The 23,997-nt window shown below is 58.2% G+C and carries 20 protein-coding genes; 18 read left to right on the top strand and 2 right to left on the bottom strand.

Annotated elements, in window-relative coordinates; genetic code table 11:
• The first annotated feature begins 44 nt into the window (after positions 1 to 44).
• Positions 45 to 437 carry a single-stranded DNA-binding protein gene (locus DXH95_RS08845; RefSeq protein ID WP_115549493.1) on the top strand — a complete coding sequence of 131 codons (393 nt, stop codon included), beginning with the start codon at positions 45 to 47 and terminating at the stop codon, positions 435 to 437.
• 115 nt (positions 438 to 552) lie between these two features.
• On the opposite strand, the gene DXH95_RS08840 is transcribed toward DXH95_RS08845, so the two are convergent.
• Positions 553 to 783 (bottom strand): DUF6437 family protein, encoded by a 231-nt coding sequence (locus DXH95_RS08840; RefSeq protein WP_115548979.1) that lies wholly within the window; start codon positions 781 to 783, stop codon positions 553 to 555.
• A 356-nt stretch (positions 784 to 1,139) separates the two neighbouring features.
• Between DXH95_RS08840 and DXH95_RS08835 the strand changes: the two genes are divergently transcribed.
• The 6 genes from DXH95_RS08835 (at position 1,140) to DXH95_RS08810 (ending at position 9,095) form a co-directional block, all read left to right on the top strand.
• On the top strand, positions 1,140 to 1,376 hold the full coding sequence (locus DXH95_RS08835; RefSeq protein WP_115548978.1) for a hypothetical protein: 237 nt from the start codon (positions 1,140 to 1,142) through the stop codon (positions 1,374 to 1,376).
• Between the two features lie 433 nt (positions 1,377 to 1,809).
• Positions 1,810 to 2,136 carry a hypothetical protein gene (locus DXH95_RS08830; protein ID WP_115548977.1) on the top strand — a complete coding sequence of 109 codons (327 nt, stop codon included), beginning with the start codon at positions 1,810 to 1,812 and terminating at the stop codon, positions 2,134 to 2,136.
• Complete coding sequence (locus tag DXH95_RS08825; protein ID WP_115548976.1) at positions 2,133 to 4,481, top strand: type IV secretion system DNA-binding domain-containing protein; 2,349 nt, start codon at positions 2,133 to 2,135, stop codon at positions 4,479 to 4,481. The genes DXH95_RS08830 and DXH95_RS08825 overlap by 4 nt, the downstream gene beginning before the upstream one ends.
• Positions 4,482 to 4,518: 37 nt before the next feature.
• On the top strand, positions 4,519 to 7,449 hold the full coding sequence (gene mobF, locus DXH95_RS08820) for a MobF family relaxase (protein WP_115548975.1): 2,931 nt from the start codon (positions 4,519 to 4,521) through the stop codon (positions 7,447 to 7,449).
• A 126-nt stretch (positions 7,450 to 7,575) separates the two neighbouring features.
• On the top strand, positions 7,576 to 7,827 hold the full coding sequence (locus DXH95_RS08815) for a helix-turn-helix transcriptional regulator (protein ID WP_420822279.1): 252 nt from the start codon (positions 7,576 to 7,578) through the stop codon (positions 7,825 to 7,827).
• On the top strand, positions 7,824 to 9,095 hold the full coding sequence (locus DXH95_RS08810) for a type II toxin-antitoxin system HipA family toxin (protein ID WP_115548974.1): 1,272 nt from the start codon (positions 7,824 to 7,826) through the stop codon (positions 9,093 to 9,095). The genes DXH95_RS08815 and DXH95_RS08810 overlap by 4 nt, the downstream gene beginning before the upstream one ends.
• A 118-nt stretch (positions 9,096 to 9,213) precedes the next feature.
• On the opposite strand, the gene DXH95_RS08805 is transcribed toward DXH95_RS08810, so the two are convergent.
• A complete protein-coding gene (locus DXH95_RS08805; protein ID WP_115548973.1) occupies positions 9,214 to 9,858 on the bottom strand; it encodes a S24 family peptidase in 645 nt (214 codons plus the stop codon).
• A gap of 99 nt (positions 9,859 to 9,957) precedes the next feature.
• Between DXH95_RS08805 and DXH95_RS16100 the strand changes: the two genes are divergently transcribed.
• From DXH95_RS16100 to cobA, 11 genes are all read left to right on the top strand, one after another.
• Entirely contained in the window at positions 9,958 to 10,134 is a 177-nt protein-coding gene (locus DXH95_RS16100) for a hypothetical protein (protein ID WP_181883611.1), read from the top strand.
• Positions 10,135 to 10,374: 240 nt separating this feature from the next.
• Positions 10,375 to 10,953, top strand: coding sequence for an ANTAR domain-containing response regulator (locus DXH95_RS08800; protein ID WP_115548972.1), 579 nt, complete (start codon positions 10,375 to 10,377; stop codon positions 10,951 to 10,953).
• Between the two features lies 1 nt (position 10,954).
• Positions 10,955 to 12,157 carry an ABC transporter substrate-binding protein gene (locus tag DXH95_RS08795; RefSeq protein WP_115548971.1) on the top strand — a complete coding sequence of 401 codons (1,203 nt, stop codon included), beginning with the start codon at positions 10,955 to 10,957 and terminating at the stop codon, positions 12,155 to 12,157.
• A 242-nt stretch (positions 12,158 to 12,399) separates the two neighbouring features.
• Complete coding sequence (locus tag DXH95_RS08790) at positions 12,400 to 13,791, top strand: CmpA/NrtA family ABC transporter substrate-binding protein (protein WP_115548970.1); 1,392 nt, start codon at positions 12,400 to 12,402, stop codon at positions 13,789 to 13,791.
• A gap of 1 nt (position 13,792) precedes the next feature.
• A complete protein-coding gene (locus DXH95_RS08785) occupies positions 13,793 to 14,788 on the top strand; it encodes an ABC transporter permease (protein WP_115548969.1) in 996 nt (331 codons plus the stop codon).
• Positions 14,789 to 14,800: 12 nt separating this feature from the next.
• Positions 14,801 to 16,459, top strand: a complete 1,659-nt coding sequence (locus tag DXH95_RS08780) for an ABC transporter ATP-binding protein (protein WP_115548968.1) — start codon at positions 14,801 to 14,803, stop codon at positions 16,457 to 16,459.
• A 45-nt stretch (positions 16,460 to 16,504) separates the two neighbouring features.
• Entirely contained in the window at positions 16,505 to 17,728 is a 1,224-nt protein-coding gene (locus DXH95_RS08775; RefSeq protein WP_115548967.1) for an alginate export family protein, read from the top strand.
• A gap of 11 nt (positions 17,729 to 17,739) precedes the next feature.
• Positions 17,740 to 20,196 (top strand): nitrite reductase large subunit NirB, encoded by a 2,457-nt coding sequence (gene nirB / locus DXH95_RS08770; RefSeq protein WP_115548966.1) that lies wholly within the window; start codon positions 17,740 to 17,742, stop codon positions 20,194 to 20,196.
• A 47-nt stretch (positions 20,197 to 20,243) separates the two neighbouring features.
• Complete coding sequence (gene nirD / locus DXH95_RS08765; protein WP_115549491.1) at positions 20,244 to 20,582, top strand: nitrite reductase small subunit NirD; 339 nt, start codon at positions 20,244 to 20,246, stop codon at positions 20,580 to 20,582.
• Complete coding sequence (locus tag DXH95_RS08760; protein ID WP_115548965.1) at positions 20,579 to 23,164, top strand: nitrate reductase; 2,586 nt, start codon at positions 20,579 to 20,581, stop codon at positions 23,162 to 23,164. Before nirD ends, DXH95_RS08760 begins: the two co-directional genes overlap by 4 nt.
• Positions 23,157 to 23,942: a uroporphyrinogen-III C-methyltransferase gene (gene cobA / locus DXH95_RS08755; RefSeq protein ID WP_115548964.1), complete on the top strand. Its 786-nt coding sequence runs from the start codon at positions 23,157 to 23,159 to the stop codon at positions 23,940 to 23,942. The genes DXH95_RS08760 and cobA overlap by 8 nt, the downstream gene beginning before the upstream one ends.
• Positions 23,943 to 23,997: the final 55 nt, after the last annotated feature.

Below are 23,997 nucleotides of genomic sequence, written 5' to 3'. Positions count from 1 at the left end.
CGCAGCCGGGGATGGTCCCGGATGCAGCATTCAGGAGAAGTAACATGACCAATCTCGTTATCCTCGTCGGCCGCATTTCACGCGACCCCGAAACCCGGCAGGCCCAGGGTGGCAGCTCGATCACCACGATCAATGTCGTCACCGACCGGCCCGCCCGCAACAAGGAAGGCAAGACCTACAAGGACGAAAACGGCTACACCGTGAAGGATGCCGAATTCCACCGCGTGACCTGCTTCAATGGCTTGGGCGCAAACGTCGCCAAATATTGCAAGAAGGGCCAGCTGGTGAGCGTTGAAGGACGGCTCCATTATTCGTCCTGGGAAGATCAGGAAGGCGTCAAGCGCTATGGCTGCGAAATCTACGCGGACAAGGTCGATTTCCACACCAAGCCGCGTTCGGGCGAGAATGAAGACGCGCCGCCGATCGACGAAGATTGATCGGCTGCCACCACAAAAAGGCCCCGCTGGCGCGAGCTGGCGGGGTCTTTTCTTTTTGTCTGTGCGGAAGGGGCGGCGGCAGGGGCATCGAGCCCCGTGCCGCCGCCTATGACGTTCAGGCCTTGCCGACTTTGGCAAGCGCTGCATCGATCCCGAGCGCGGCTGTCTGTTTCATCAGCAGCCGCAATTTTGCAGGCTCGATGGTTTCTGCGCCGCATTCAAGCAGCACCCGCCCCAGTTCATTGGCAGCATCGGTGCGCAGCTTGGTTTCGCGCGCATCGAGTTCGCTTCTTTGGGCTTGCAGGCGTTTGAGCGCATCGACTGCGCTGGTTTTGGACCGGGCCATAAGATGTCCTTTCACTGGCCATTGGTCCCCTCCAAATCAGGACGCTATCCGGACAGGGCGCCTGTAGGAAAATGAAATCTGCAGTCGAGCCTCCACACCGGTTTAACGGGGAGTGGAGGAGGGGGCTCTCTCACAAAAGTCCAAGTCTAATGGGCAGGGCTTGGACCGCGTCAAGGACGACGGGGCCCCACCATTTTTCCGGGTGTAGCTCGGCTTCGCCTTCTTGCATCCCCAAAAAATCGTTGCCCCCATCGCCGCTGGCGCGGCCGCATGTGCCATGCGGTCCCTGACCCGGCCCATCCTACCCATTGTCCGCATCCTGATGCGAAGCATCAACTTAACATCAGGAGGTTATCATGAACGGTTCACAAGCACTCGAATATACGCAACGCCAAGCCGATGAGCAGGCGCTGAAGGCTGCGATGCATTGCGCATATGCACGCTCCTTTCACAGCTATTTCAACCAATATATTCTGACCGATTTCGAACGGGGCTATATCGTCGTCGACGAAGGCGATTATGGGGCATTGCCGCAGCATCTGGTCGACCGGATTGTGGACTCGGTTCCAAGCCAAATGCTCGACGAGTTTTGAAGAAATTACGCTCAAGGGGAAGTCCATCACGGGCTTCCTCTTTTTTCTTGCTCGCGTGCCAAAGTGATCTTGGCGCTAGCCTTTTTACGCACGCGTTTCACGCGCAGGCCGACTCCGTTTTAAGATAAGCGCACAAGCCACCATCCCGTTAAAAGCTATATGCTGGATCAATCCTCGCAGCTGGGAAAATCTAAGCACACCCTACACAGCAAGCTGTAGCTGTTTCTGGCGGAATTCCGCCGAAAACGGGGAGTGGCAACTTTCCAATCATATTCAAATCACCGGCCAGTGTGACTTGAATCCAAATTAGCGCTGGTCGGGAATGGCGGTATTCCTCGCTTTTCAATGTTCTTGACATGTTCTCCTAACTGACTTAAATCCAAATCGCCTTCCGCAAGTGTGAACCGGCTCCTTTTTTGAAAAGGAGTTCGCAATGGCACGTCCATTGTCACTGCAAATCTACGTATCGAATGACCTGGCTCACCGGGTCCGTATGGCTGCCAAAGCCAAGGGTATGAGCGTCAGCGAATGGGTGCGCTTGCTGCTCATGGCCGCGTGCGATGGCGAGGATCCAGCATCGCTTCAGGCATCATCAATCGAACGCATCCACCGCCAGTCCGTCTTTGCGATGGTGGGCATCGATGCGCTGCTGGCTGGCCATACCGATCCCAAATTACGCGACCGCGCGCACGAAGCATATGCCCGCCGCTGCAAGCAATTGGGGATCGCCACTGCTGCCGGGGAAGGGGCCTCAAAATGAAGCGTAATCTATTGAACTTCACCCGTGGCAGCCAGCTCCTTGGGCATTTCGGGTTCATGTTTGCAGCCGGGCTTAAAGGTCCGGTCATCATCGCCGCAGTCGTCATTGGCGGCTTGTGCTGGTGGAACCTTTCAAAGGGACTTTCTCCCCACGAAACCTATCTCATATGGATGCGGATATACGCTGCAATTTACGGCTTCATGGAGTTTGATCCGGCAAAGAGTATCGCCATTGAAACCGGTTTGGGCGGCACCGTCCAGATGCCCTTGGGCGTGGTTGAAGATTACCCGCCGATCATCTTGGCATGGGCACATATGCTTGCATTGCTCAAGCAGGCATTGATCCGTTCGGCGCTCGCGCTCGTGCCCGCCATGATCGCCTTTTACTGGTTTGCAGCGCGCTTCGGCAGTCGTTCGAAAGAGCGCAAGCATGAACGCGGAGCCCTGCTTGCAACGCTGCCCGAACTGACGGCGGAAATCGGCGAGCATAATGCGCGCGAATGGAAACGCGAGCTGAACGAGGCCATGGGCATCAAATGGCGCTTTGCGCTTGGCAGTGAGCTGCGCCGGCTCTTTCCTTATGCGCCATCGCATCTTGCAAAAGTGAGCTATCCGTGGCGGCTCGAACAGAGCCATGCCATGCTGATTGGTACCACCGGCATGGGCAAAACCGTGGCGCTTTCGGATATGATCGAGGAGGCGCGATCTACCGGCCAGCGTGCTGTCATCTTCGATCTGACGGGTACCTTCATCGAGCATTTTTACGAGAGTGACCGCGACATCATCTTGAACCCATTGGATGCCCGTTGCCCGCAATGGAGCGTGTTCGACGAATGCCGTGATGAGGCTGAATTTTCAGCCGCTGCCGAAGCGCTTGTTCCCCATGACGGGGGAGGCTCGGAACAATTCTGGGTGCTGGCGGCACGCCTTCTTTTTGTTGAGATGTGCCTCAAACTCAGAGCAAAAGGCAGCGACACAAATGAGGCCCTTGCAACCGAGTTGATGACCGCCGACCTGACCCAGGTCCACAAGCTGATGCGCGGCACCATCGCCGATCCACTCACCGCTCCCGAGGCTGCCCGTATGGCGGAATCGATCCGTGCGGTGTTCAATGCCAATGCCAAAGCGTTGAAGCTGCTCCCCAAAACTGGACCTCGCTTCTCGGTACGCGACTGGGTAGAAAGCGACGCTCGTGACGGCTCGATGCTGTACATCTCGGCGCGCTATATCGACATGAGCGTCTGTTCACAGCTGCTGACAGTCTGGCTCGATACCGCGATGAATACGTTGATGGCGATGGAGCGCACGCGCGACTTGCGGCTCTGGTTTTTCATCGATGAAATGGGGGCGCTGCACAGGTTACCAGCCCTTGAAAAGGGTCTCCAGACCGCCCGCAATTTTGGTGGCGCGATTGTGACCGGCATCCATGCCTATGCCAAACTCAAAGAGGTGTACGGCGAGAATATGGCGATGACCTTGTCCTCGCTTGCCCGGACCAAATTAATCCTGGGGACCGCTGACCGCGAGACCGCAACATGGTGTTCGGATTTTATCGGCCATACCCAGGTGCGCGACATGGAGGAGGGCTACACCTATGGCTATAATAATGCCCGTGACGCCGTCAGCCTGACCCCGCGCAAGAATATCGAACCGCTCTTATTACCCGACCAGCTAATGAACCTGCCAAGGCTTTCGGGTTATCTCAAATTTCCCGACGGCTTTCCGGCAGCACCGGTCAAGCTTGTCCCGGTATCGCGCAAGAAAAGGGCCGAACCCTTTATCCGGCGTGCGGGCGATGATGGCCCGTCCAACGGAACTCCTCCTTGTCAATTGGTGGATCCTGCAGCACAGAGCAACGCCGATGAACATCCATCTTCTAATGATGATGGTGCGGGCAAGGGGGTGGTTCCTAGTCAAGGAGAGTTGGCGCTGAAACCTGCGCACATAGTAACCGAGAACGAGCGAGCCATGCCAGGTGACCAATCTCGCATTATAGAGCAAGATGTCGCAGCCACATCACAGCCAAGTCCAAATCTAGTCCCGAATGACGATCGGGATAAGCCACCTGAGCGCCCACAAGAAAACCGGTCAGGCACCACACAGCCTGCGCTCCCAATGGATAAGGTTTTACGGGTCGGTACACCTCAAACAGAAGGGCAAGAGCAATGGTCACCGCAGGGTACTTTGCCTGCGCCAAGGCCAGCACTTCTTATACAAAAATCTAAAACGGATCGTGACATGGGAAAAGCGGACGCGGCGCGTCGGCTGATGCTCGAAGATGGTATGCGCGTGAAGGATGAAGCTAAGGATGTCGTCGATCTGGGCGACCTCGATATGGACCTATGAGTCGGATAGGCGTTCTCTTGGCCGCAAAGTCTGATCGATGCTGTCGGTAGCCAATGTCCGCACTGCAGGCGGCGCTGCAAACTATTTTGCCGCTGACAATTATTACACCCGCGCCGACGCTGATCGTTCGGGAGAGTGGTTTGGGCAGGGTGCAAAAGGGCTCGGGCTAGACGGGAGGGTCGAGGCCAAACAGTTTGAAGCGATATTGAAAGGCTATCTCCCAGACGGCACGCGATTAGGAAGCGATCTGCGTCCCCATCGTGCCGGCACCGACCTCACTTTCTCGATGCCCAAAAGCTGGTCTTTGATAGCATTGGTGGGCGGCGACACCCGCATCATTGATGTTTATGCGCAGGCAGTGAAGGAGACGCTCGGTTGGGCTGAAAAGCATCTGGCTGAAACCAGAATGGAGGTTAAAGGCCGGATCCGTCCTGTGCAAACCGGTAATCTTGTCGTTGCACTGTTCCGACACGATACCAACCGAAATCAGGAACCCAATGCGCATTTTCATGCAGTCGTTGCCAATGCAACCCAGGGCCCGGACGGTAAGTGGCGCGCAGTGTGGAATGGCAAATTATGGGAGCATAATACGCTCCTGAACGCGATGACGATGGCACGTTTCCGGCTGTCGGTTGAAAAACTCGGCTATGAAGTTGGCGAGCAAGGCAAGCACGGAAACTTTGAAGCCAAAGGAGTGCCCAAAGAAATACGCGATGCCTTTAGCAGCAGACGCGCCGAGGTGCTTGCGCAGGTGGCGCGCATGGATGGTCGAGGGCCATCGGTGCAAGATGCCGCAACATTGATCACCCGATCCGCCAAGCCCAAGATCGAAGATCGTGCGGCGCTTGCGAGAAGCTGGGCAGCCAAGGCTGATGAGCTCGGTTTCGACCCTTCGGCGCTTATCGCCCGCGCCAATGCGCGTGCAGCATCGGATATCGGGCATATCCCGACCTTGTCCGACCGGGTTGTGACAACCGCCACCAATGTGCGCGAATGGGCAGCAGGTATTGCAGAGAATTTGGGGCTATCGCGCGGCGATCCGTTGATACCGCGGGCTTTAGGAAAGCGGACGCCTGAACAGGTCGCAGCCATTCATGCAGTTGCGTCTGCTGTGCGCCATTTGGCCGAACGTGAGGCCGCTTTTGCAAAAAATGCGATCTACAAGGCAGCGCTCGATTTTGGCTTGCCGACCGCCTTGCCGCAAATCGAGGAACGCGTCGCGCAGCTGTTGCGCCAAGGCCATCTTGTTACCGGTAAAGCCGCTGACCGCGGCATGGTGACCAGTGCCGATGCGCTCGCGCTCGAGCAGCGCATATTGGCGGGCGTCGACGAAGGACGGAACAGGACTTCGCCGATTATTGCTCCAAATGTCGCAGGCGAGCGGCTACAGGCGCTGTCCGAACTCAAATATGGCATGACCCTCAACCATGGCCAGGAGAGCGCGGGACGGCTGATCCTGAGCTCGCACAACCGTATCATCGCCATCCAGGGCATCGCTGGTGCGGGCAAAAGCACGGCCTTGAAGCCGGTCGCCGATATTTTGCGCGAAGAAGGCCGCGAGGTTGTGGGTCTCGCTGTCCAGAACACCCTCGTCCAGATGCTCGAACGCGATACCGGCATCCCATCGATGACGGTGGCACGGTTTTTGAAGCGCCATGCGTGCCTTCTTGTCGCGTCCGATCCGTTGAAGCTTGCAGAAGCACGCGCGCAGTATCGGGGAAGCGTACTCTTGCTCGACGAAGCCTCAATGGTCGGAAATGCCGACAAGGAGAAACTGGTGCGGCTTGCAAACCTTCTCGAAGTCGATCGGTTCGCAAGCATCGGCGATCGCAAGCAGCTGGGTGCGGTCGATGCGGGGAAACCCTTCGATGTCATGCAGAAAGCGGGCGTTGAAACTGCAATCATGAACCTCAACATCCGCGCCCGCGACAAGACCCTGCGCGCTGCACAACATGCAGCGCAGGGCGGCAATGTCTCCGAAGCGCTCAATCACCTGAAGCGCCATATCGTTGAAGTGAAGGAGGATGCAGCACTTGCAGCCGCCAGCGCCTGGCTGTCGCTATCTCCTGCCGAACGCGAACGGACGTCAATCTATGCCTCGGGGCGCAATTTGCGAACTGCTGTCAATGAAGCGGTTCAAACTGGGCTCAAGGCCAATGGCGAATTGGGGAAGGAAATACTGAGCGTTGAAACGCTCTCGCGCGTCAATGTCACCCGCGAGGAACTGCGCTATGCCAAAAGCTATGCGCCCGGCATGCTGGTCGAGGTCGCCAGACGCCAGCGCACCCAAGGCTTGCACGAAGGCCGATACAGAGTAGCAAGCGTCGATGCAGGGCAGGGGAGCATCACTCTTGAAAACCAGCGCGGAAAGCAATTTGTATTTAGGCCCGGCCAGTTGCGACCGCAAGGCGAACAGGATCCTTTGCGGCTGTTCGAACCCAAGCCGCTCGATTTGCACCAGGGCGACCGTATCCGATGGACTGATACCGATCACAAACGGGGGCTCCTCAATGCAGATCAAGCGCAGATTTTGGCGGTCAATACCAAGGGATTGACCGTGCGCACGTCGACGGGAATCGAACAGCGGCTTGGCAGAGACGATCCGATGCTGCAGCGGCTCGATCTTGCCTATGCCCTCAATGCCCATATGGCGCAGGGCCTGACCTCTGATCGCGGGATAGCGGTGATGGACAGTCGCGAGAAAAATCTCTCCAACCAGCAGACCTTCTTGGTCACTATCACCCGCCTGCGTGATGGATTGACGCTATTCCTCGACAATCGCGACAGGCTTCAGGCGGCCGTTGAGCGCAATTCGGGAATGAAAACATCTGCGCTCGAGGCAACCGGGATGCTCAAACAGGCCGCCGCTGCTGGGCTTGCCAAAGGGCAGGTGGTCGAAACGGATAAGGGTCGCGCACCGCCCGAACGCGACCGTTCCATCGCCAAACCATTCGAAATCGGGTTGTGATTGAAAATATCCCGTACGGGAAATATAGCCTGCTTTAATCTGATTGATCGAATAAATTACCCGCTCGGGAAATATGACTTGCATTTCCGGCAACTTCATGGAATATTACCCGTACGGTAAATTGTCATGATGCATTCAACACATATTGGCGCGATAATCCGCGAGGAACGCAAACTGCTTGGATTGCGACAGGACGAGCTTGCTGCGGCAAGCGGCGTGGGATTGCGTTTTCTGGTCGAACTCGAGCGGGGAAAACCAACAGTCCAGCTCGACAAAGTACTGGCAGTGCTGGAAGCATTGGGCTGCGACCTTGAAGTTCGCACGCCGGAAGGTGCCACCATGAAAGTCGTCGCGCCGCAATCCGGGCAAGGGGCATGAGCCTGCCTGTCCTCGACTATCTTGTGCTATGGTGGGGTCAGCAGCCCGTTGGCGTCTTGTCGATCGACAAGGGCGGTGCCATGCATTTTACATATGGCGCCGATTGGCTGGCCGATGCTTCGGCACTGCCTGTGTCGCAAGCCCTTCCGAAACACACAGAGCCTTATGACGATGCCTTGTGTAAAGCCGTCTTTGGTGGACTGCTGCCCGAGGAAGCACAGCGCATTGCGGTCGCGCGTGCACTGGGTATATCGCCAGACAATCCCTTTCGCCTTTTAGCAGCGCTTGGCGGCGATGTTGCAGGGGCGCTTTCCTTCCTGAAAGAAGGCGAGAAGCCCCCAATATTTGATCATAAAACACCGCCATCCGATCCGCTTGATGATGCAGCTTTACTGGCCCTGTTTGAGCGGCTGCCGCGAGCGCCCATGCTGGCGGGCGAAGAGGGCATAAGATTGAGCCTAGCAGGCGCCCAGAGCAAGCTTCCGGTCATCCTATCCGGCGCCGGCATCCGCATCCCGCGTGCCGGTGAAATCTCGACCCATTTGATAAAGCCCGAGCCACTGCATTTTGCAGGGCTTGCCGCGAACGAAGCCTATTGCCTGGCCCTTGCCCGTGCGGTGGGGCTCGACGCGGCAATTGCGGAATGGCGGATTGCGCTCGACCGGCCTTATCTGCTGGTGGCGCGCTATGACCGCAAGCACAGCGATGAAGGAAGCACCGAGCGCTTGCATCAAGAGGATTTTGCTCAGGCATTAGGGGTGCCGCCGCAGCGGAAATATGCAGGCGATGGCGGACCGGTCTTTGCAGATTGTTTTGCATTGCTTAGGCGTGCCGCAACACGCCCTGCCACCGAAGTCCTGAAACTCGCCGATGCAGCCCTGTTCAACCTCATCATCGGCAATGCCGATGCGCACGCCAAGAATTTCAGTTTGTTGTGCAGCGACGATAGCCATGTCCAACTGGCACCACTTTATGATCTGGTTGCAACCCATGCCTGGCCCGAACTGGCACCCAAATTGGCGATGCGCTTTGGCAAGGCAGCTACTCTGGAAGAAGTCGACAAGGAGACGTTTGCGCTATTCGCGGCTGAAGCCAAATTGGGTGCGCCCTATATGCGGATCCGGGCTGCAGAACTTGCTGACAAAATTATCTTCATGATCGCAGGCGGGTTCGAAGTGCCCGGGCTCGCAGACATGCGTAAGGTCGGAGATCTGGCTGCAGGTATTGCTAACCGAGCCGAAAGACTGCGGATAAAGGCAGGCGGATAATCCGGTAACGGGGGAATTCGCGGAACCAGATTTATTATCACCAAGCCAGTGATCGTCGAATTTTCAACTATGTCACCCTTTAAGCACGGTCGGTTTAACTCATCATTCCAAATGCGATTTACTGTAACTTGCGTCCAAACCAAAGCACCCTGCCAACAATATTGACCGCGCGCCGGTCTAGGCCGTTCCAAGTCGGATAAGCCGGGTTATCGCTGATTACAGAAATCAGCCTCCCCTTGGGTTCAAGCGCAATCCGTTTGACGCTGAGCGTATCGTCCATACGCAAAACATAAATACCATCTCGCAGCCGGGCTTGGCCGTCACCCAGATCGACCATGACATCATCTTTGTCGGCAAGCGTTGGTTCCATAGAATCGCCCAGCACATGGATGATAGATAGGCTGGGTCCGCGGCTTGTGGTCAGTTTGCGCAGCCACTTTTCGTCAAATCCGAATTGCGTGCATTTCTGCTCCATATCGGCAACTGCGCCATGTCCGGCGGACGCAGATACATCTAGTACAGGCACCTGGACAAGTTCGACCACCGGACCCCCGCGGCGCGATGGGCCGCCGAGCAAGCTATCCTCGACCCCGAAATAGCGCGCAAGGATGCTGCGGTCGCCTTCGGAGAGCATGCGCGGCGAGCCGCGTTTGATGAACTGCTGTATATAGGCAGCATTGCGCCCGAGCATGCGCGATAAAGTCGAATAATCATCGCCATTTTTCCGGATCAGCTCGTCCAGTGCTGCACGGGGATCACTCATCGCATTTGGTCCTTTGCTTCGCTCCTAGGAATTTATCCTAGACTCTAGGAAGTCTTCCTAATAGGAACATAACATGAACACAAGACGCAAAGTGATTCCATGAACCATCCTCTTCTTGGCGAAATCGAGCAATATATTGAACAGCACGGGATCTCGCCGACGCGCTTTGGGCGTCTGGCGGTCAAAGATCCGCGATTTGTCGAGGATTTGCGGTCAGGCCGTTCGCCGCGACGACGCACGCTCGAGCGGGTGAGCGCCTATATGCGGGAAAAGTGACAGTTGGTTTGCCTCCGATTCACCCACTGTAGATGGATGTAATCGGGCGAAGCTTCAAACCAATTCGCGGCCGAAATCGCTAACAAAGCGGAAGCCAATCGTTCTAATTCAAGCCTCTGAAACCAGCCATTAGTTCATCTCTGCCCTTTGGAACTCGGGCGGCGTAGATTTCACTGCTAACCGCCACAGCGATATATCCCTTGAAGGTCTATCACAATCGAATATGCTGCACCGCACAAAATGCGCATAGCGATTGTCGATGAAAGCCCGGCTAGGGCTGCGGTCATCCGCGAAGGTTTGGAAGGCACTGGCCTTGCCGAGCTGCTCGTGCTTTCCGAGCGTGCGGGGCTGGTTGCCCGGCTGGAGGCTTTTGCGCCCGATGTTGTTCTGATGGATCTGGCCAACCCGCAGCGCGATGAACTGGAAGAGCTGTTTGCAGTGTCGCGCGCTTTGGCGCGACCGGTTGCAATGTTTGTCGACCAGAGCGATGAAACAGCAATGGAGTCGGCAATCGATGCCGGGGTATCGGCCTATGTTGTCGACGGCCTGAAAGCAGAGCGCATCCGACCGATCGTCGAACTCGCCATCAAGCGCTTCAACGCCTTTGCCCGATTGAAAACCGAACTGGATGAAGCGCGCAATGCGCTTGCCGAGCGCAAAGCGGTCGACGCAGCCAAGGCATTGCTAATGAAGAAGCGCGGGCTGGACGAAGCAACTGCCTATGCGCAACTGCGCAAGGCGGCGATGGATAGCGGTAGGCGGATTTCTGAGGTGGCAGATGCGCTGTTGACCGCCGACAAATTGATGGGGGGACTATAGCGTGACGGCAGTATTCCGGCTTGGTTTTCTTCCGCTGGTTGATGCGGCGCTGCCGATATTGGCACGCGAACTGGGCTTTGCGGAAGACGAAGGGTTGGCGCTCGATCTGGTGCGCGACATGAGCTGGGCGACGGTGCAGGATCGACTGCTCTATGGCCATAGCGATGCGGCCCATATGGTAGCGCCGCTCGCCATTGCGACGACGCTGGGGCTGGGGCGGCCTGCGGTACCGCTGTCGGTGCCCTTTGTGCTGGGACTCAACGGCAATGCCATCACCTTGCGCCCCGATCTGGCGGCACAAGTGACGCAGGTTGGTGGCCCGGGCGATGTGAGCGCGATTGGGGCAAGTTTTGCCCGGGTCGCGATGGCACAAAAGGCAGCGGGCACAAAATTGCGCCTTGGCGTAGTCCATCGCTATTCGAGCCACAATTACATGCTGCGTTACTGGCTGCGCGGTACCGGGACCGATCCCAATGCGGATGTGGAGATTGTCACTATAGCACCGCCCTATGCCGCCGATGCACTGACCAATGGCGAGGTTGACGGCATTTGCGTCGGTGCGCCGTGGAACAGCGTTGCGGTCGAGCGCGGCGCTGGCGTAGTGATCGCGACTACCTCGCAAATCTGGCGACGCGGGGTCGAAAAGGTGCTGGCGGTGAAACAGGAGCGGCTCGAGCAGGAGCGTGAACGCTTCGATCCGCTGCTACGCGCGCTCTATCGCGCGGGTGAGGCCTTTGTCGATCCGGACAGGCTTGAACAGATCACCTCGATCATGGCGCGGCCCGAATATCTGGACGGTTCAGCCGACGCGATCAGGCGGGTCGTGCAGGATCTGGTCCTGTTCGCCGACGGCTTTGATCCGGTGCACATTCCCGACTTCATGTTCCAGCATCGTGAGGCCGCCAATTTCCCATGGGTCAGCCAGGCTGCATGGCTATATGCGCAAATGGTCGAGGCGGGGCATGCGCCGCCCCACCATGCCGATTACCAGCGCGCACAGGCTGTCTTTCGGCCCGACATCTATCGATCAGCATTAGGGCCGATTGGCGCGACTCTTCCGGGCGCCAGCTCGAAACTGGAAGGCGGGATCAGCACGCCCACCGGGGTAGGCAGCATTCAGGGTCGCCTGATCCTGACGGCAGACAGCTTTTTCGACGGGCAAAGTTTTGATCCGGACGTGTTCGCTGAGATGCTGCCAGAATAGGCAATTGCTCAAAATTTGTGCACTGCAAAAAAGTGCTTGCCATTTAGGCAGATTCGCATCAAATTGAGACGCAAGGGCTAAGGCAGCCCATTACACATGGCCGGGGATGCAAAGGCGTATCCCGTTTAGCGGCCAGCTTCCAATGGCATATGGCAATGGCGCCGCGGTATCGGGAACAACCCGATGCTCGCGGCCTTTTTGGTTTGTGCCGAGGCAATCAGCATCGAACGAAGGGGAATTTCATGCGTAAACATTTCGGACTTGCCATCGCACTCGCCCTGACCACCGCGCTTGCTGCATGCGGCGGCAGCGAAACCGCACCGACGCAGCAGACGGCAAAGACCGATGTTGAAAAGCCCATCCTCAAGCTGGGCTTCATCAAGCTTACCGACATGGCCCCACTGGCAATTGCCAAGGAAAAGGGTTTCTTTGCCGAGGAAGGCCTGACTGTCACACTTGAGCCGCAGGCCAATTGGAAGGTGCTGCTCGACGGCGTGATCGGCGGGCAGCTGGACGGCGCGCATATGCTGGCCGGCCAGCCGATTGCAGCGTCGATCGGGCTGGGCGTGAAGGGTGATCTGGTTGCGCCGATCAGCCTTGACCTGAACGGCAATGCGATCACGCTGTCGAACAAAGTCTATGCGATGATCGAACCCACCCTGCCCAAGGGGGCGGACGGAAAGCCGACCCATCCGATTTCCGCCGCTTCGCTGAAGCCGGTCGCGGCCAAGTTGAAGGCCGAAGGTAAGCCGTTGAAAATGGGCATGGTCTTCCCTGTTAGCCCGCACAATTACGAGCTTCGCTACTGGCTGGCAGCGGGCGGGCTTAATCCCGGCTTCTATCTGCCGGGCGATGTTGCCGGTACCACCGGTGCCGATGTCCAGCTGTCGGTCACACCGCCGCCCCAAATGCCCGCCACGCTGGAGGCTGGCACTATCGACGGCTATTCGGTCGGGGAGCCTTGGAACCAGGCCGCCGTGACCAAGAAGATTGGCGTGCCCGTCATCACCGATCATGACATTGCCAATTTCAATCCGGAAAAGGTCTTCGGGTTGAAAAAGGACTTTGTCGAAAAGAACCCGAAGACCGTGAAGGCGCTGGTTCGCGCGATCATCAAGGCGCAGATGTGGCTCGATGCCGACAATGGCAAGAACCGCGCAGAAGCTGTGACGATCCTGTCGCAGCCCAACTATGTCGGCGCCGATGCCAAGGTGATCGCAGCATCAATGACAGGCCAGTTCACCTTTGCCCCGGGCGACACCCGCCCTGCACCCGATTTCAACATCTTCTTTGGCCATTATGCCGGCTATCCCTTCTATTCGGACGCCATTTGGTATCTGACGCAGATGCGCCGCTGGGGGCAAATCCCGGAGGGGAAGGATGACAGCTGGTATCTGTCGACGGCCAAAAATGTCTATCGCCCTGACCTGTACATGTCCGCCGCCAAATCGCTGGTGGACGAGGGCAAAGCCCCGGCCGATGCCTTTCCTGCTGACGACAGTGGCATTCGCAAGGAACAGGGCAAATTTATCGACGGCGTCACTTATGACGCCACCAAGCCCAACGCCTATCTCGCCAGCTTCGCCATCGGTCTGAAGGGCGCGCAAAAAGTTACCCCTGCAGGAGTGAAATGACATGGCACAGCCTGCGCTAAAGGTCGTTGAAAACGATTTGGAAGAAAACATGCTCGCTGCAATCGAACAGCCCGCCACCCAGGCTGCAGAAAAGCCCGCCACTGCCGTTCTTTCCAGGTTGAAACTGCCTGACGCGCAGGCTGTGTTCGCGGCCAGCTGGCCGCCGCTGGTCGGCATAAGCGGGTTCCTACTGCTTTGGGCGCTGTGCGCACCGATGGTGCAGACTTCACTGGGGGCGCTACCCGGCCCCGGGGAAGTGTTTGCGCAGTTTCAAGCGCTGATGATCGAACATGCAGCAACACGCGCCGATGCTGCTGCGGTTGAGGCTGCGGGCGGCGTCTGGACGGGTACGCCAACCTTTGTCGACCAGATTTTCACATCGCTGAAAACCGTGGCCTTCGGCTTTATTCTGGCTTCGATTGTTGCAGTTCCTGTGGGATTGGTCGCTGGTCTATCCAAGACCTTTAACGCCGCGATCAACCCGATCGTCCAGATCATGAAGCCCGTCAGCCCGTTGGCCTGGCTACCAATCGTTACGATGGTCATTTCGGCCAGCATAACTAGCGCAGATCCTCTGCTTGCCAAAAGCTTTGTGATTTCCGCGATTACAGTGATGCTATGTTCGCTGTGGCCGACGCTGATCAACACTGCGGTTGGCGTTGTCAACATCGACAAAGACCTGCTTAACGTCGGTCGCGTGCTGAGGCTCAGCTGGACCGCAAAGCTTACCAAGCTCGTGCTGCCCTCTGCCGTGCCCTATATCTTCACCGGCATGCGCCTGTCGCTGGGCGTGGGCTGGATGGTGCTGATTGCCGCCGAAATGCTCGCGCAGAACCCGGGCCTTGGCAAATTCGTCTGGGATGAATTTCAGAATGGCAGCGAAAAGTCGCTGGCGCGCATCATGGTTGCCGTGGTTGTCATTGGCCTGATCGGCTTCGTTCTCGATCGGATCATGGGTGCCGTCCAGGCCTATGCGTCCCGCCACGCAGCGCGCTGAGGATTGGCCATCATGGAACCGATCCTCACGCTCAAAAATGTCTCCAAAGGCTATCCCGGAACGCCCGTTCTCAAGGATATCAACCTTGAAGTATCCGAAGGCGAGTTCATCGCCATCCTCGGCTTTTCCGGCACCGGCAAGTCCACTTTGATTTCGCTGATCGCAGGGTTGCAGGAACCGGATAATGGCGAGGTTGCCATCCACGGAAAGGCAGTGACTGGGCCGGGCAGCGAAACCAGCCTTGTCTTCCAAAGCTATTCGCTGTTCCCCTGGCTGACCGTGGAAGGGAATGTCGCGCTTGCGGTCGATGCCGTCCACAGGGACAAGTCCAAGGCGGAACGTGCGGCGCTGGTGCAGGAGAAGGTTGCGCTTGTCGGCCTGTCGCATGCCACCGACCGCAAGCCCTCGGAACTTTCAGGCGGAATGCGGCAGCGCGTCGCGGTTGCCCGTGCACTTGCCATGACGCCAGAAATATTGCTGCTCGACGAACCGCTGTCGGCGCTTGATGCACTTACACGTGCCAAGTTGCAGGCCGAAATCGACCGCATCCGCGAACAGGAAAAGCGTACCATCATCCTCATCACAAATGATGTTGACGAGGCGCTTTTGCTTGCAGACCGCGTGGTTGTGCTTGAGCCAACGGGAACGTTTGGCGAGATTTTTCCAGTCAGCATCGCTCGCCCTAGGGAGCGCACTGCACTCAATCACGATGCTGCGTATAAGGCATTGCGCAATCGTATCGCCAACTATCTAGGCGGATTAAATGATGCCAAGGCGGCGCTGGCCAATGCCAGCAAGTCGTTGCCCGAAGTCACCCCGATCACGGCAATGCAGCCGCCCAAGGCTTATCTAGATGCGGCCAAGTCCGGGATCGAGCGGCGTTATCTGGAATTTTTCAACCTGAAAAAGGTCTATCCGACGCCCAAAGGTCCGCTGACTGTCCTCGAAAATTTCAACCTGCTGATGGACAAGGGAGAATTTGTGTCGCTGATCGGCCATTCGGGCTGCGGCAAATCGACCGCGCTGACCATGGCGGCCGGGCTCAACAGCATTTCGGGCGGGGGCATCGTGCTCGACGGGCGCGAAATTGACAGCGCTGGCCCGGACAAGGGAGTCGTCTTCCAGTCACCCAGCCTGATGCCCTGGTTGAGTGCGCGCGAGAATGTGATGGCGGGGGTTTCCCGGGTTTACCCGCATGCAAGCCGGTTAGAACGGCGCGAGATTGTTGACTATTATCTCGAGCGTGTCGGATTGGCTGATAGCCTCGATAAGCTGGCAGCCGAAATGTCGAACGGGATGCGCCAGCGTGTCGGTATCGCGCGCGCCTTTGCGCTTTCGCCCAAACTACTGCTGCTCGACGAGCCATTTGGCATGCTAGACAGCCTTACCCGCTGGGATTTGCAGGATGTGCTGATGGAGGTGTGGGAACGCACCAAGGTCACCGCGATCTGCGTGACCCATGATGTCGACGAAGCGATCCTGCTTGCCGACCGTGTGGTGATGATGACCAATGGCCCAAACGCCACGATCGGCAGGATATTGGAAGTCGACCTGCCGCGCCCGCGCGACCGCAAGGCGTTGCTCGAACACCCGAAATTCTACGGATACCGTGAGGAAGTCCTGCAATTCCTCACCGACTATGAACATGGTGCACATGCTGAAGCCGCATGAATCATTGGGTGAGAATGCCTGAAGGCCAACTTCAGGGAGAATGATATGAAAAAGACAGCAATCACTTTGTTTCTGGTCTCGGTTTCGAGCCCTGCGCTGGCGGAAGAGGTTACGCTCAAATCCACAATCGAGGCGCGGCTGCGCTATGAAAATGTCGATCAGACGGGTGTGCTGAATGAAGCCGATGCCATCACCCTGCGCGTGCGTGCAGGGGTGGAGGCAAAAAAGGGCCCATTCGCCATTTTCGCCGAAACCGAAGCGACGCTAGCAATTTCGGAACGCTATAACAGCGGCCTTAACGGCCTTGGTACTTATCCGATCGTGGCCGATCCGCAAAATGTGGAGCTCAACCGGCTGCAACTGCAATTCACTGGCCTGCCCAAGACAGTTGTTACCTTAGGGCGCCAGCGCATCAACCTTGACGACCAGCGCTTTGTCGGTTCGGTCGGCTGGCGCCAGAACGAGCAGACATTCGATGCAGCGCGGGTTGAATGGTCGGGCATCAAGGGCGTGAAAGCCGATGTCACCTATGCGTGGAGCGACCGCGCCATCTGGGGTGTTGACGGCTTTGGCGCGCGCCAGCAATCAATCGGGGGCGACAATGTTTTCGCGAACCTTGGCTACAAGGGCAAGAATTTCGGATTGACCGGTTTTGCCTATCTGGTCGATCAGGATGAGGCGGTCGTGCAGGCCTTCCGCCTTTCGAGCCAGACCTATGGCGTGCGCGCAACGGCTACCCTCCACTTTGGCAAGGCCAAGCTCGGTCTAGTCGGCAGCTATGCGCGGCAAAGCGATTATCACAATAATCCCAATAACTATTCGGCCGACTATTGGCTGGGCGAAGCCGCTCTGGATGTTGCAGGGTTCAAGCTGACCGGTGGCTATGAAATATTGGGCGCTGATACTGGCGTGGCGCTTACAAGTTTCCAGACCCCGTTGGCGACGCTGCACAAGTTCAATGGCACGGCAGACAAATTCCTTACCACCCCGGCCAACGGCTTGCGCGACCTGTATGTCGGTCTGTCGAAGGTCTTTCCCAAGGCAAAATCGCTTCCCGGATTGAATGCGGCAGTCACTTGGCACCGCTTCACATCGGATCGGCTTGGGCTCGATTATGGCGATGAATGGGACGCGCAGTTGGGCTGGAAAATCGGCAAGAAGGTCAGCTTTCTCGCCAAGGCTGCATTTTACGACCGGACCGGTGCTGCCGATTTCGCGGGTGACGTAGACACTGAGAAATTCTGGCTGCAGCTCGAATATATATTCTGAAGGACAATCGAATGAGCGAACGACCGCATCTTGTAGTGATCGGCAACGGCATGGCCGGGTGTCGCGCGGTGGAGGAAATATTGGCGCGCGATGCAGGCAAGTTCCGCATCACCATTTTCGGCGCGGAACCACGCGTCAATTATAATCGCATCATGCTGTCGCCGCTGCTCGCGGGCGAAAAGTCGTTCGAAGACATAGTGATCAACGGCCATGACTGGTACGATAAAAATGGTATCGAACTGGTCGCAGGCGACTCGGTTACGGCAATCGACCGGGTCGCCAAAACTATCGCCGCCAAATCCGGACGCATCGAAAGCTATGACAAGCTGTTGATCGCAACGGGTTCCGACCCGTTCATCATACCGGTTCCAGGTAAGGACTTGCCGGGTGTCATCAGCTTCCGCGACATGGACGATGTGGGGGCGATGCTGGAGGCCGCCAACCGGGGTGGCGATGCGGTTGTTATCGGGGGAGGGCTCCTGGGGCTGGAGGCCGCACATGGCCTCAGCCTCAGGAACATGAAAGTCACCGTCATCCACCTCATGCCGACGCTGATGGAACGGCAGTTGGACGAAGCGGCAGGCTGGCTGTTGAAAGACGCGCTAGAAGGGCGCGGCCAGACGATCCTGACCGGCGCTGACACAGCGGAAATTTATGGCGAGGGCAAGGTCGAAGGCATCCGGTTGAAAGACGGGCGCGAAATCCCTGCCTCGATCGTGGTCATGGCGGTTGGTATCCGCCCTGCAACCGCGCTGGCAAAGGAGGCTGGGCTGGCCATCGGACGCGGTATCCATGTCGATGACAATATGGTGACCAGCGATCCCGATATTCTCGCGGTTGGCGAATGCGTCGAACATGATGGCAATGTGTACGGCCTTGTCGCGCCGCTGTGGGACATGTGCCGTAGCCTTGCCGACGGGCTGGTCGCCGAACCCAAGGGCTATCGAGGCTCGGTAACCTCGACCAAGCTGAAGGTGGCAGGCCTCGACGTTTTTTCCGCAGGCGACTTTTCAGGTGGCGAAGGCTGCGAAGACATCGTGCTGCGCGATGCAACCCGCGGTGTGTACAAGCGGGTGATCGTAAAGGGCGACAAGGTCGTCGGCGCAGTGCTCTACGGCGACACCGCGGACGGCAACTGGTATTTCGACCTGCTGAAGAAACAGGAAGATGTCAGCGACATTCGCGATGCGCTGATTTTCGGGCAGGCTTTTGCTGGGGGCGGCGCTTCTGCAAACCCTATTGATGCCGTTGCAGCGCTTTCGGACGATGCCGAGATTTGCGGCTGCAACGGCGTATCCAAGGGGCAGGTCATGGCCTGCATATCGGGTGGAGCGGGTTCGCTTGATGCGGTGCGATCTGGCTGCAAGGCATCGGCCAGCTGCGGCAGCTGCACCGGCCTTGTCGAAAACCTGCTGAAGCTGGCCGGGCATGACGAGGAACGGCCGGTCAAGCCGATGTGCAAATGCACCAGTTTCACGCATGAAGATGTGCGCAAAGCGATTGTCGAAAAGGAATTGAGGGTCATTCCGCAGGTGATGCAGGCGCTAAGCTGGAGCACACCCGACGGCTGTTCCTCCTGTCGCCCGGCGCTCAATTATTATCTGCTCTGCGCCTGGCCCGAAAGCCATGTCGACGATATGCAGAGCCGCTTCGTCAACGAACGGATGCACGCCAATATCCAGAAGGATGGCACCTATTCGGTCGTTCCGCGCATGTGGGGCGGGGTTACCACGCCCGACGAATTGCGCGCGATTGCCGATGCCTGCGATAAATATAAGGCGCGCATGGTGAAGGTGACCGGCGGCCAGCGGCTCGATATTTTTGGAATCAAGAAAGAGGATTTGCCCGCCATCTGGGCAGACCTCAATGCGGCCGGAATGGTCAGCGGCCATGCCTATGGCAAGGCGCTGCGCACGGTGAAAACCTGTGTCGGTTCCGAATGGTGCCGCTTTGGCACGCAGGATTCTACCGGCCTTGGCATCAAGACCGAACAGATGACCTGGGGCAGCTGGATGCCGCACAAGTTCAAGATCGCCGTCTCTGGCTGCCCGCGCAATTGTGCCGAAGCCACGATCAAGGATTTCGGCGTGATCTGCGTTGACAGCGGCTATGAGCTGCACATCGGCGGCAATGGCGGCATCCATCTGCGCGGCACCGACCTGTTGTGCAAGGTGGCAACCGAACAGGAGGCGCTCGATTATTGCGCCGCCTTCATCCAGCTTTACCGCGAGGAAGCCCGCTATCTCGACCGCACCGCGCCCTGGGTCGAACGGGTGGGCCTTGAATATGTGAAGACGCGAATCGTCGACGATGGCGAAGGACGGGCCGAACTGGCGCGGCGTTTCCATCATGCGCAAAGCTTCCTGCAAAAAGACCCCTGGGCCGAACGCGCCGCAGGCAGTGAGGCACATCTGCACCAGCATATAGCCGAAATCCGTCCCTTTGCGGTGGTGGGCGGTGCGGCATGAGTGCTGCGCTCGTCCTTATCGAAGAACCGAAACCGACGGAAACCAGCATGATCGCAGAATGGCTCGACATCGGCCCCGTGGACCAGTTGCCTGCCTTGGGTGCACGCACCCTGCCGGTGCAGGGGGGTGAGGAAATTGCCATTTTCCGCACCGCCAATGGACAGGTCTATGCGCTGATCAACAAATGTCCGCACAAGCACGGGCCGCTGTCGCAGGGCATCGTGCACGACACGACGGTCACCTGCCCGCTGCACAATTGGCGGATCAGCCTGTTGACCGGCGAGGCGCTGGGCGAAGACAAGGGATGCGTCCCCGTCATCCCCGTCAAGATTGACGGTGGCAGCATACTGATCGGGCGACGCGAGGCGTTGCAGGGGATGGCGTGAGGCGGGTAAAAACCACCTGCGCCTATTGCGGCGTCGGCTGCGGCATCGTCACAACGCCCACCGGAGAACGCAGCGCAAAAATCCGCGGCGATGAAAGCCATCCCGCCAATTTCGGGCGACTCTGTTCCAAAGGTACCCATCTGGGCGAGACCATAGCGCTCGAAGGGAGGCTGCTTCATCCTGAAGTCGGTAGCCGGCAAGTCGGCTGGGACGCGGCGCTGCAGGCTGTGGCCGATGGCTTCAAGGCAACCATAGCCCAGCATGGGCCAGATAGCGTTGCCTTTTACGTATCTGGCCAGCTGCTGACCGAAGATTATTATGTCGCCAACAAGCTGATGAAAGGCTTTATCGGCTCAGGCAATATCGACACCAACAGCCGACTATGCATGGCAAGCGCGGTGGCCGCGCACAACCGCGCCTTTGGCGAGGATGTGGTTCCCTGTTCCTACAGCGATCTGGAAGAGGCCGATCTGATCCTGCTGCTCGGTTCAAACACCGCTTGGTGCCATCCGGTGATTTGGCAAAGGATCGAGGCCGCGCGCGAGCAGCGCGGAACCAAGCTGGTTGTGATAGACCCCCGCCGCACCGAAACGGCGGAGCGGGCCGACCTGCATCTGCCCATTGCGCCCGACAGCGATGTCGCGCTGTTCAACGGGCTGCTGCGCGAGATGAAATCCCGCTGGCAGCTAGACGGTGCCTATCTAGCGCAGCATGTGTCTGTGCCGGAGGGTTTTTGGGAATTGGAGACAGTGGATGTCGCCAAGGTATGCGAACTGTCGCAGGCGCAGCTAGATGCCTTTTACGATCTCTTTGCCGAAACGCCGCGCACGGTCACGCTGTTCAGCCAGGGCGCGAACCAGTCGGTTTCGGGCACCGACAAGGGCAATGCGATCATCAACCTGCATCTGGCGACCGGACGCATTGGCAAGCCGGGTGCCGGACCGTTCAGCATCACCGGTCAGCCCAATGCCATGGGCGGGCGAGAGGTTGGCGGGCTCGCCTCGATGCTCGCCGCGCATATGGGTTTCAGCGATGCCGAGCGCGACTGCGCGCAACGCTTCTGGCAATCGCCCACAATCTGCCCCGGCCCCGGGCTGAAGGCGGTCGACATGTTCAATGCGGTCGCCGATGGCCGGATCAAGGCGATCTGGGTGATGGCGACCAACCCTGCGGTATCGATGCCCGATGCCAATGCGGTGCGCGCAGCACTGGCTGCCTGTCCGCTGGTGGTGGTTTCCGATTGTATCGGCGACACCGACACCACCGCCTTCGCCCATATCAAATTACCTGCCTTGGGCTGGGGTGAAAAGGACGGGACAGTCACCAACAGCGAGCGGCGCATCTCGCGCCAGCGCGGTTTTCTGGAGGCTCCCGGCGATGCCAAGCCTGATTGGTGGATTGTGTCTGAGGTGGCCAAGCGCATGGGTTGGGTCGATGGGTTTAGCTATCCGAATGCCGCCGCGATCTTCCGCGAATATGCCGCGCAAACCGGCTTTGAAAATGGTGGCGCGCGTCTGCTCGATATTTCGGACAAGGACGGCATCAGCGATGCGGACTATGATGCGATGCAGCCCTTTTTGTGGGGCGGCACTTCGCCGCTGGCATCGGGACGCTTTTCGACCCCTGACGGGAAGGCACGGCTTGTGCCGGTCCGTTATCAGGCGCGCGATGATGGCGCGCTGGACTATCCACTGCGGCTCAATACAGGTCGCTATCGTGACCAGTGGCACACGATGACGCGCACCGGCCTGTCGCCCAAATTGTCACAGCACCGTCGCGAGCCGCTGGTCGAGGTGCATCCCGATATGGTCGCGCGCTTTGGTCTCGACGATGGCGGGTTGGCGATGGTTGAAACCGGACAGGGCAAAAGCGTGTTCCGCGTGGCATCAACCGACAATCAGCGACGGCGCGACCTGTTCGTTCCGATGCACTGGACCGACCAGACCAGCGGAGGCGGTCGCACCGGCCTGTTGCCCGCGCAGGATCGCGATCCGGTTTCGGGACAGCCCGGCTTCAAGAACACGCCTGCAACCGTCCGCACATGGTTACCCCGCTGGACCGGGTTTCTGGTCAGCAGGGCAATGCCCGCCATTCCGGCCTGCACCTATTGGACCCGGGTGCGCACCGCACATGGCTGGCTGGTTGAACTGGCTGGGGATAGCGAGCCCGATGCGCTGCTTTCGCTGCTGCCAGCCGGCGACCGCGCCGAGGTAAGCGATTCCAAGCGCGGCATCATGCGCGCGGCGGTAGTTGCCGGCGGGCAGTTGCAGGGTGCGCTCTTCGTCGCCCGCGATGGCGGGCTGCCGCCGCGCGACTGGTTGGTCGATCAATTGGGCGGCGAGAAAGCTTCTTCCCTCGAATTACTCGCCGGTCGGCCTGTTACACCACAGGCCGATCAAGGGCCCATAGTCTGTGTCTGCTTCGATGTGGGCATGAAAACGATCCTTGAAACCATCCGCGCTGAAACGCTCACCAGCGTCGAAGCCGTTGGCGCTGCCCTTAACGCAGGCACCAATTGCGGTTCGTGCCGCCCTGCCATCGCCCGCATGCTCGAAACCGAAAGGAGCCCGGCCTATGCCTGACACAATCGAACCCGGAACCGTCTGGCTGGTAGGTGCCGGCCCCGGTGACCCCGACCTGCTGACCCGCAAGGCGGAAAAGCTGATCACTGCCGCAAATATTGTCTTCTACGATGCGCTGGTCGGCAAGGGCGTTTTGGAAATCATACCCCAACATGTTGAGAGGGTAAGTGTCGGCAAACGATCCGGTCGACATTCGAAAGATCAGAAAAGCATCAACGATCTGCTCCTCTCTGCTGCCCGATCAGGGAAACGAGTGGTTCGGTTGAAAGGTGGCGACCCTGCAATTTTCGCTCGTACATCCGAGGAAATCGAACACTTGTCTTTGCAGGGCGTACCTGTCCGGATTTGCCCTGGAATAACAGCAGCCAGCGCTGCTGTCGCGTCTGCTGGTGCATCGCTGACTTTGAGAGGGAGCGCTAGAAAGCTTACCTTTGTCACAGCTCATTTAAGTGCAGAAGATTGCAACGCAACCGATTGGGCAGCTTTGGCGGATCCGGCATCGACGCTCGTCATTTATATGGGAAAAGCCGCAGCCAAAGATGCTGCTGATGAACTGATGCAAGCTGGGCTCAATCGGAATACACCGGCCTTGATTGTCGAAAACGCCAGCTTACCGAACGAACGAAAGGTTCGGACTCGGTTAGATCTACTGGCTATAGCAACAAGCGCCTCAGTCACAGATGGGCCAGCAGTTTTGATAATCGGCGAGGCAGTACGTCCACTCCCGCCATCATTATCGACGGCGTACGACACTGCGAAGACAGCGGCAGTCACATGAGAATATTCCGCTTTCTAAACACCAAAACCTGCCCATTATGCGGACATATTGAAGG

Origin of the sequence: Sphingorhabdus pulchriflava (assembly GCF_003367235.1) — a bacterium.
Classification (GTDB): domain Bacteria; phylum Pseudomonadota; class Alphaproteobacteria; order Sphingomonadales; family Sphingomonadaceae; genus Sphingorhabdus_B; species Sphingorhabdus_B pulchriflava.
This window is presented reverse-complemented; position numbering and strand designations above follow the sequence as displayed.

What these genes read in the sequence shown, in the direction of transcription:
- DXH95_RS08845 (WP_115549493.1), top strand. Translation starts at nt 45, where the DNA reads ATGACCAATCTCGTTATCCTCGTCGGCCGCATTTCACGCGACCCCGAA.
- DXH95_RS08840 (WP_115548979.1), bottom strand. Translation starts at nt 783, where the DNA reads ATGGCCCGGTCCAAAACCAGCGCAGTCGATGCGCTCAAACGCCTGCAA.
- DXH95_RS08835 (WP_115548978.1), top strand. Translation starts at nt 1,140, where the DNA reads ATGAACGGTTCACAAGCACTCGAATATACGCAACGCCAAGCCGATGAG.
- DXH95_RS08830 (WP_115548977.1), top strand. Translation starts at nt 1,810, where the DNA reads ATGGCACGTCCATTGTCACTGCAAATCTACGTATCGAATGACCTGGCT.
- DXH95_RS08825 (WP_115548976.1), top strand. Translation starts at nt 2,133, where the DNA reads ATGAAGCGTAATCTATTGAACTTCACCCGTGGCAGCCAGCTCCTTGGG.
- mobF (WP_115548975.1), top strand. Translation starts at nt 4,519, where the DNA reads ATGCTGTCGGTAGCCAATGTCCGCACTGCAGGCGGCGCTGCAAACTAT.
- DXH95_RS08815 (WP_420822279.1), top strand. Translation starts at nt 7,576, where the DNA reads ATGATGCATTCAACACATATTGGCGCGATAATCCGCGAGGAACGCAAA.
- DXH95_RS08810 (WP_115548974.1), top strand. Translation starts at nt 7,824, where the DNA reads ATGAGCCTGCCTGTCCTCGACTATCTTGTGCTATGGTGGGGTCAGCAG.
- DXH95_RS08805 (WP_115548973.1), bottom strand. Translation starts at nt 9,858, where the DNA reads ATGAGTGATCCCCGTGCAGCACTGGACGAGCTGATCCGGAAAAATGGC.
- DXH95_RS16100 (WP_181883611.1), top strand. Translation starts at nt 9,958, where the DNA reads ATGAACCATCCTCTTCTTGGCGAAATCGAGCAATATATTGAACAGCAC.
- DXH95_RS08800 (WP_115548972.1), top strand. Translation starts at nt 10,375, where the DNA reads ATGCGCATAGCGATTGTCGATGAAAGCCCGGCTAGGGCTGCGGTCATC.
- DXH95_RS08790 (WP_115548970.1), top strand. Translation starts at nt 12,400, where the DNA reads ATGCGTAAACATTTCGGACTTGCCATCGCACTCGCCCTGACCACCGCG.
- DXH95_RS08785 (WP_115548969.1), top strand. Translation starts at nt 13,793, where the DNA reads ATGGCACAGCCTGCGCTAAAGGTCGTTGAAAACGATTTGGAAGAAAAC.
- DXH95_RS08780 (WP_115548968.1), top strand. Translation starts at nt 14,801, where the DNA reads ATGGAACCGATCCTCACGCTCAAAAATGTCTCCAAAGGCTATCCCGGA.
- DXH95_RS08775 (WP_115548967.1), top strand. Translation starts at nt 16,505, where the DNA reads ATGAAAAAGACAGCAATCACTTTGTTTCTGGTCTCGGTTTCGAGCCCT.
- nirB (WP_115548966.1), top strand. Translation starts at nt 17,740, where the DNA reads ATGAGCGAACGACCGCATCTTGTAGTGATCGGCAACGGCATGGCCGGG.
- nirD (WP_115549491.1), top strand. Translation starts at nt 20,244, where the DNA reads ATGATCGCAGAATGGCTCGACATCGGCCCCGTGGACCAGTTGCCTGCC.
- cobA (WP_115548964.1), top strand. Translation starts at nt 23,157, where the DNA reads ATGCCTGACACAATCGAACCCGGAACCGTCTGGCTGGTAGGTGCCGGC.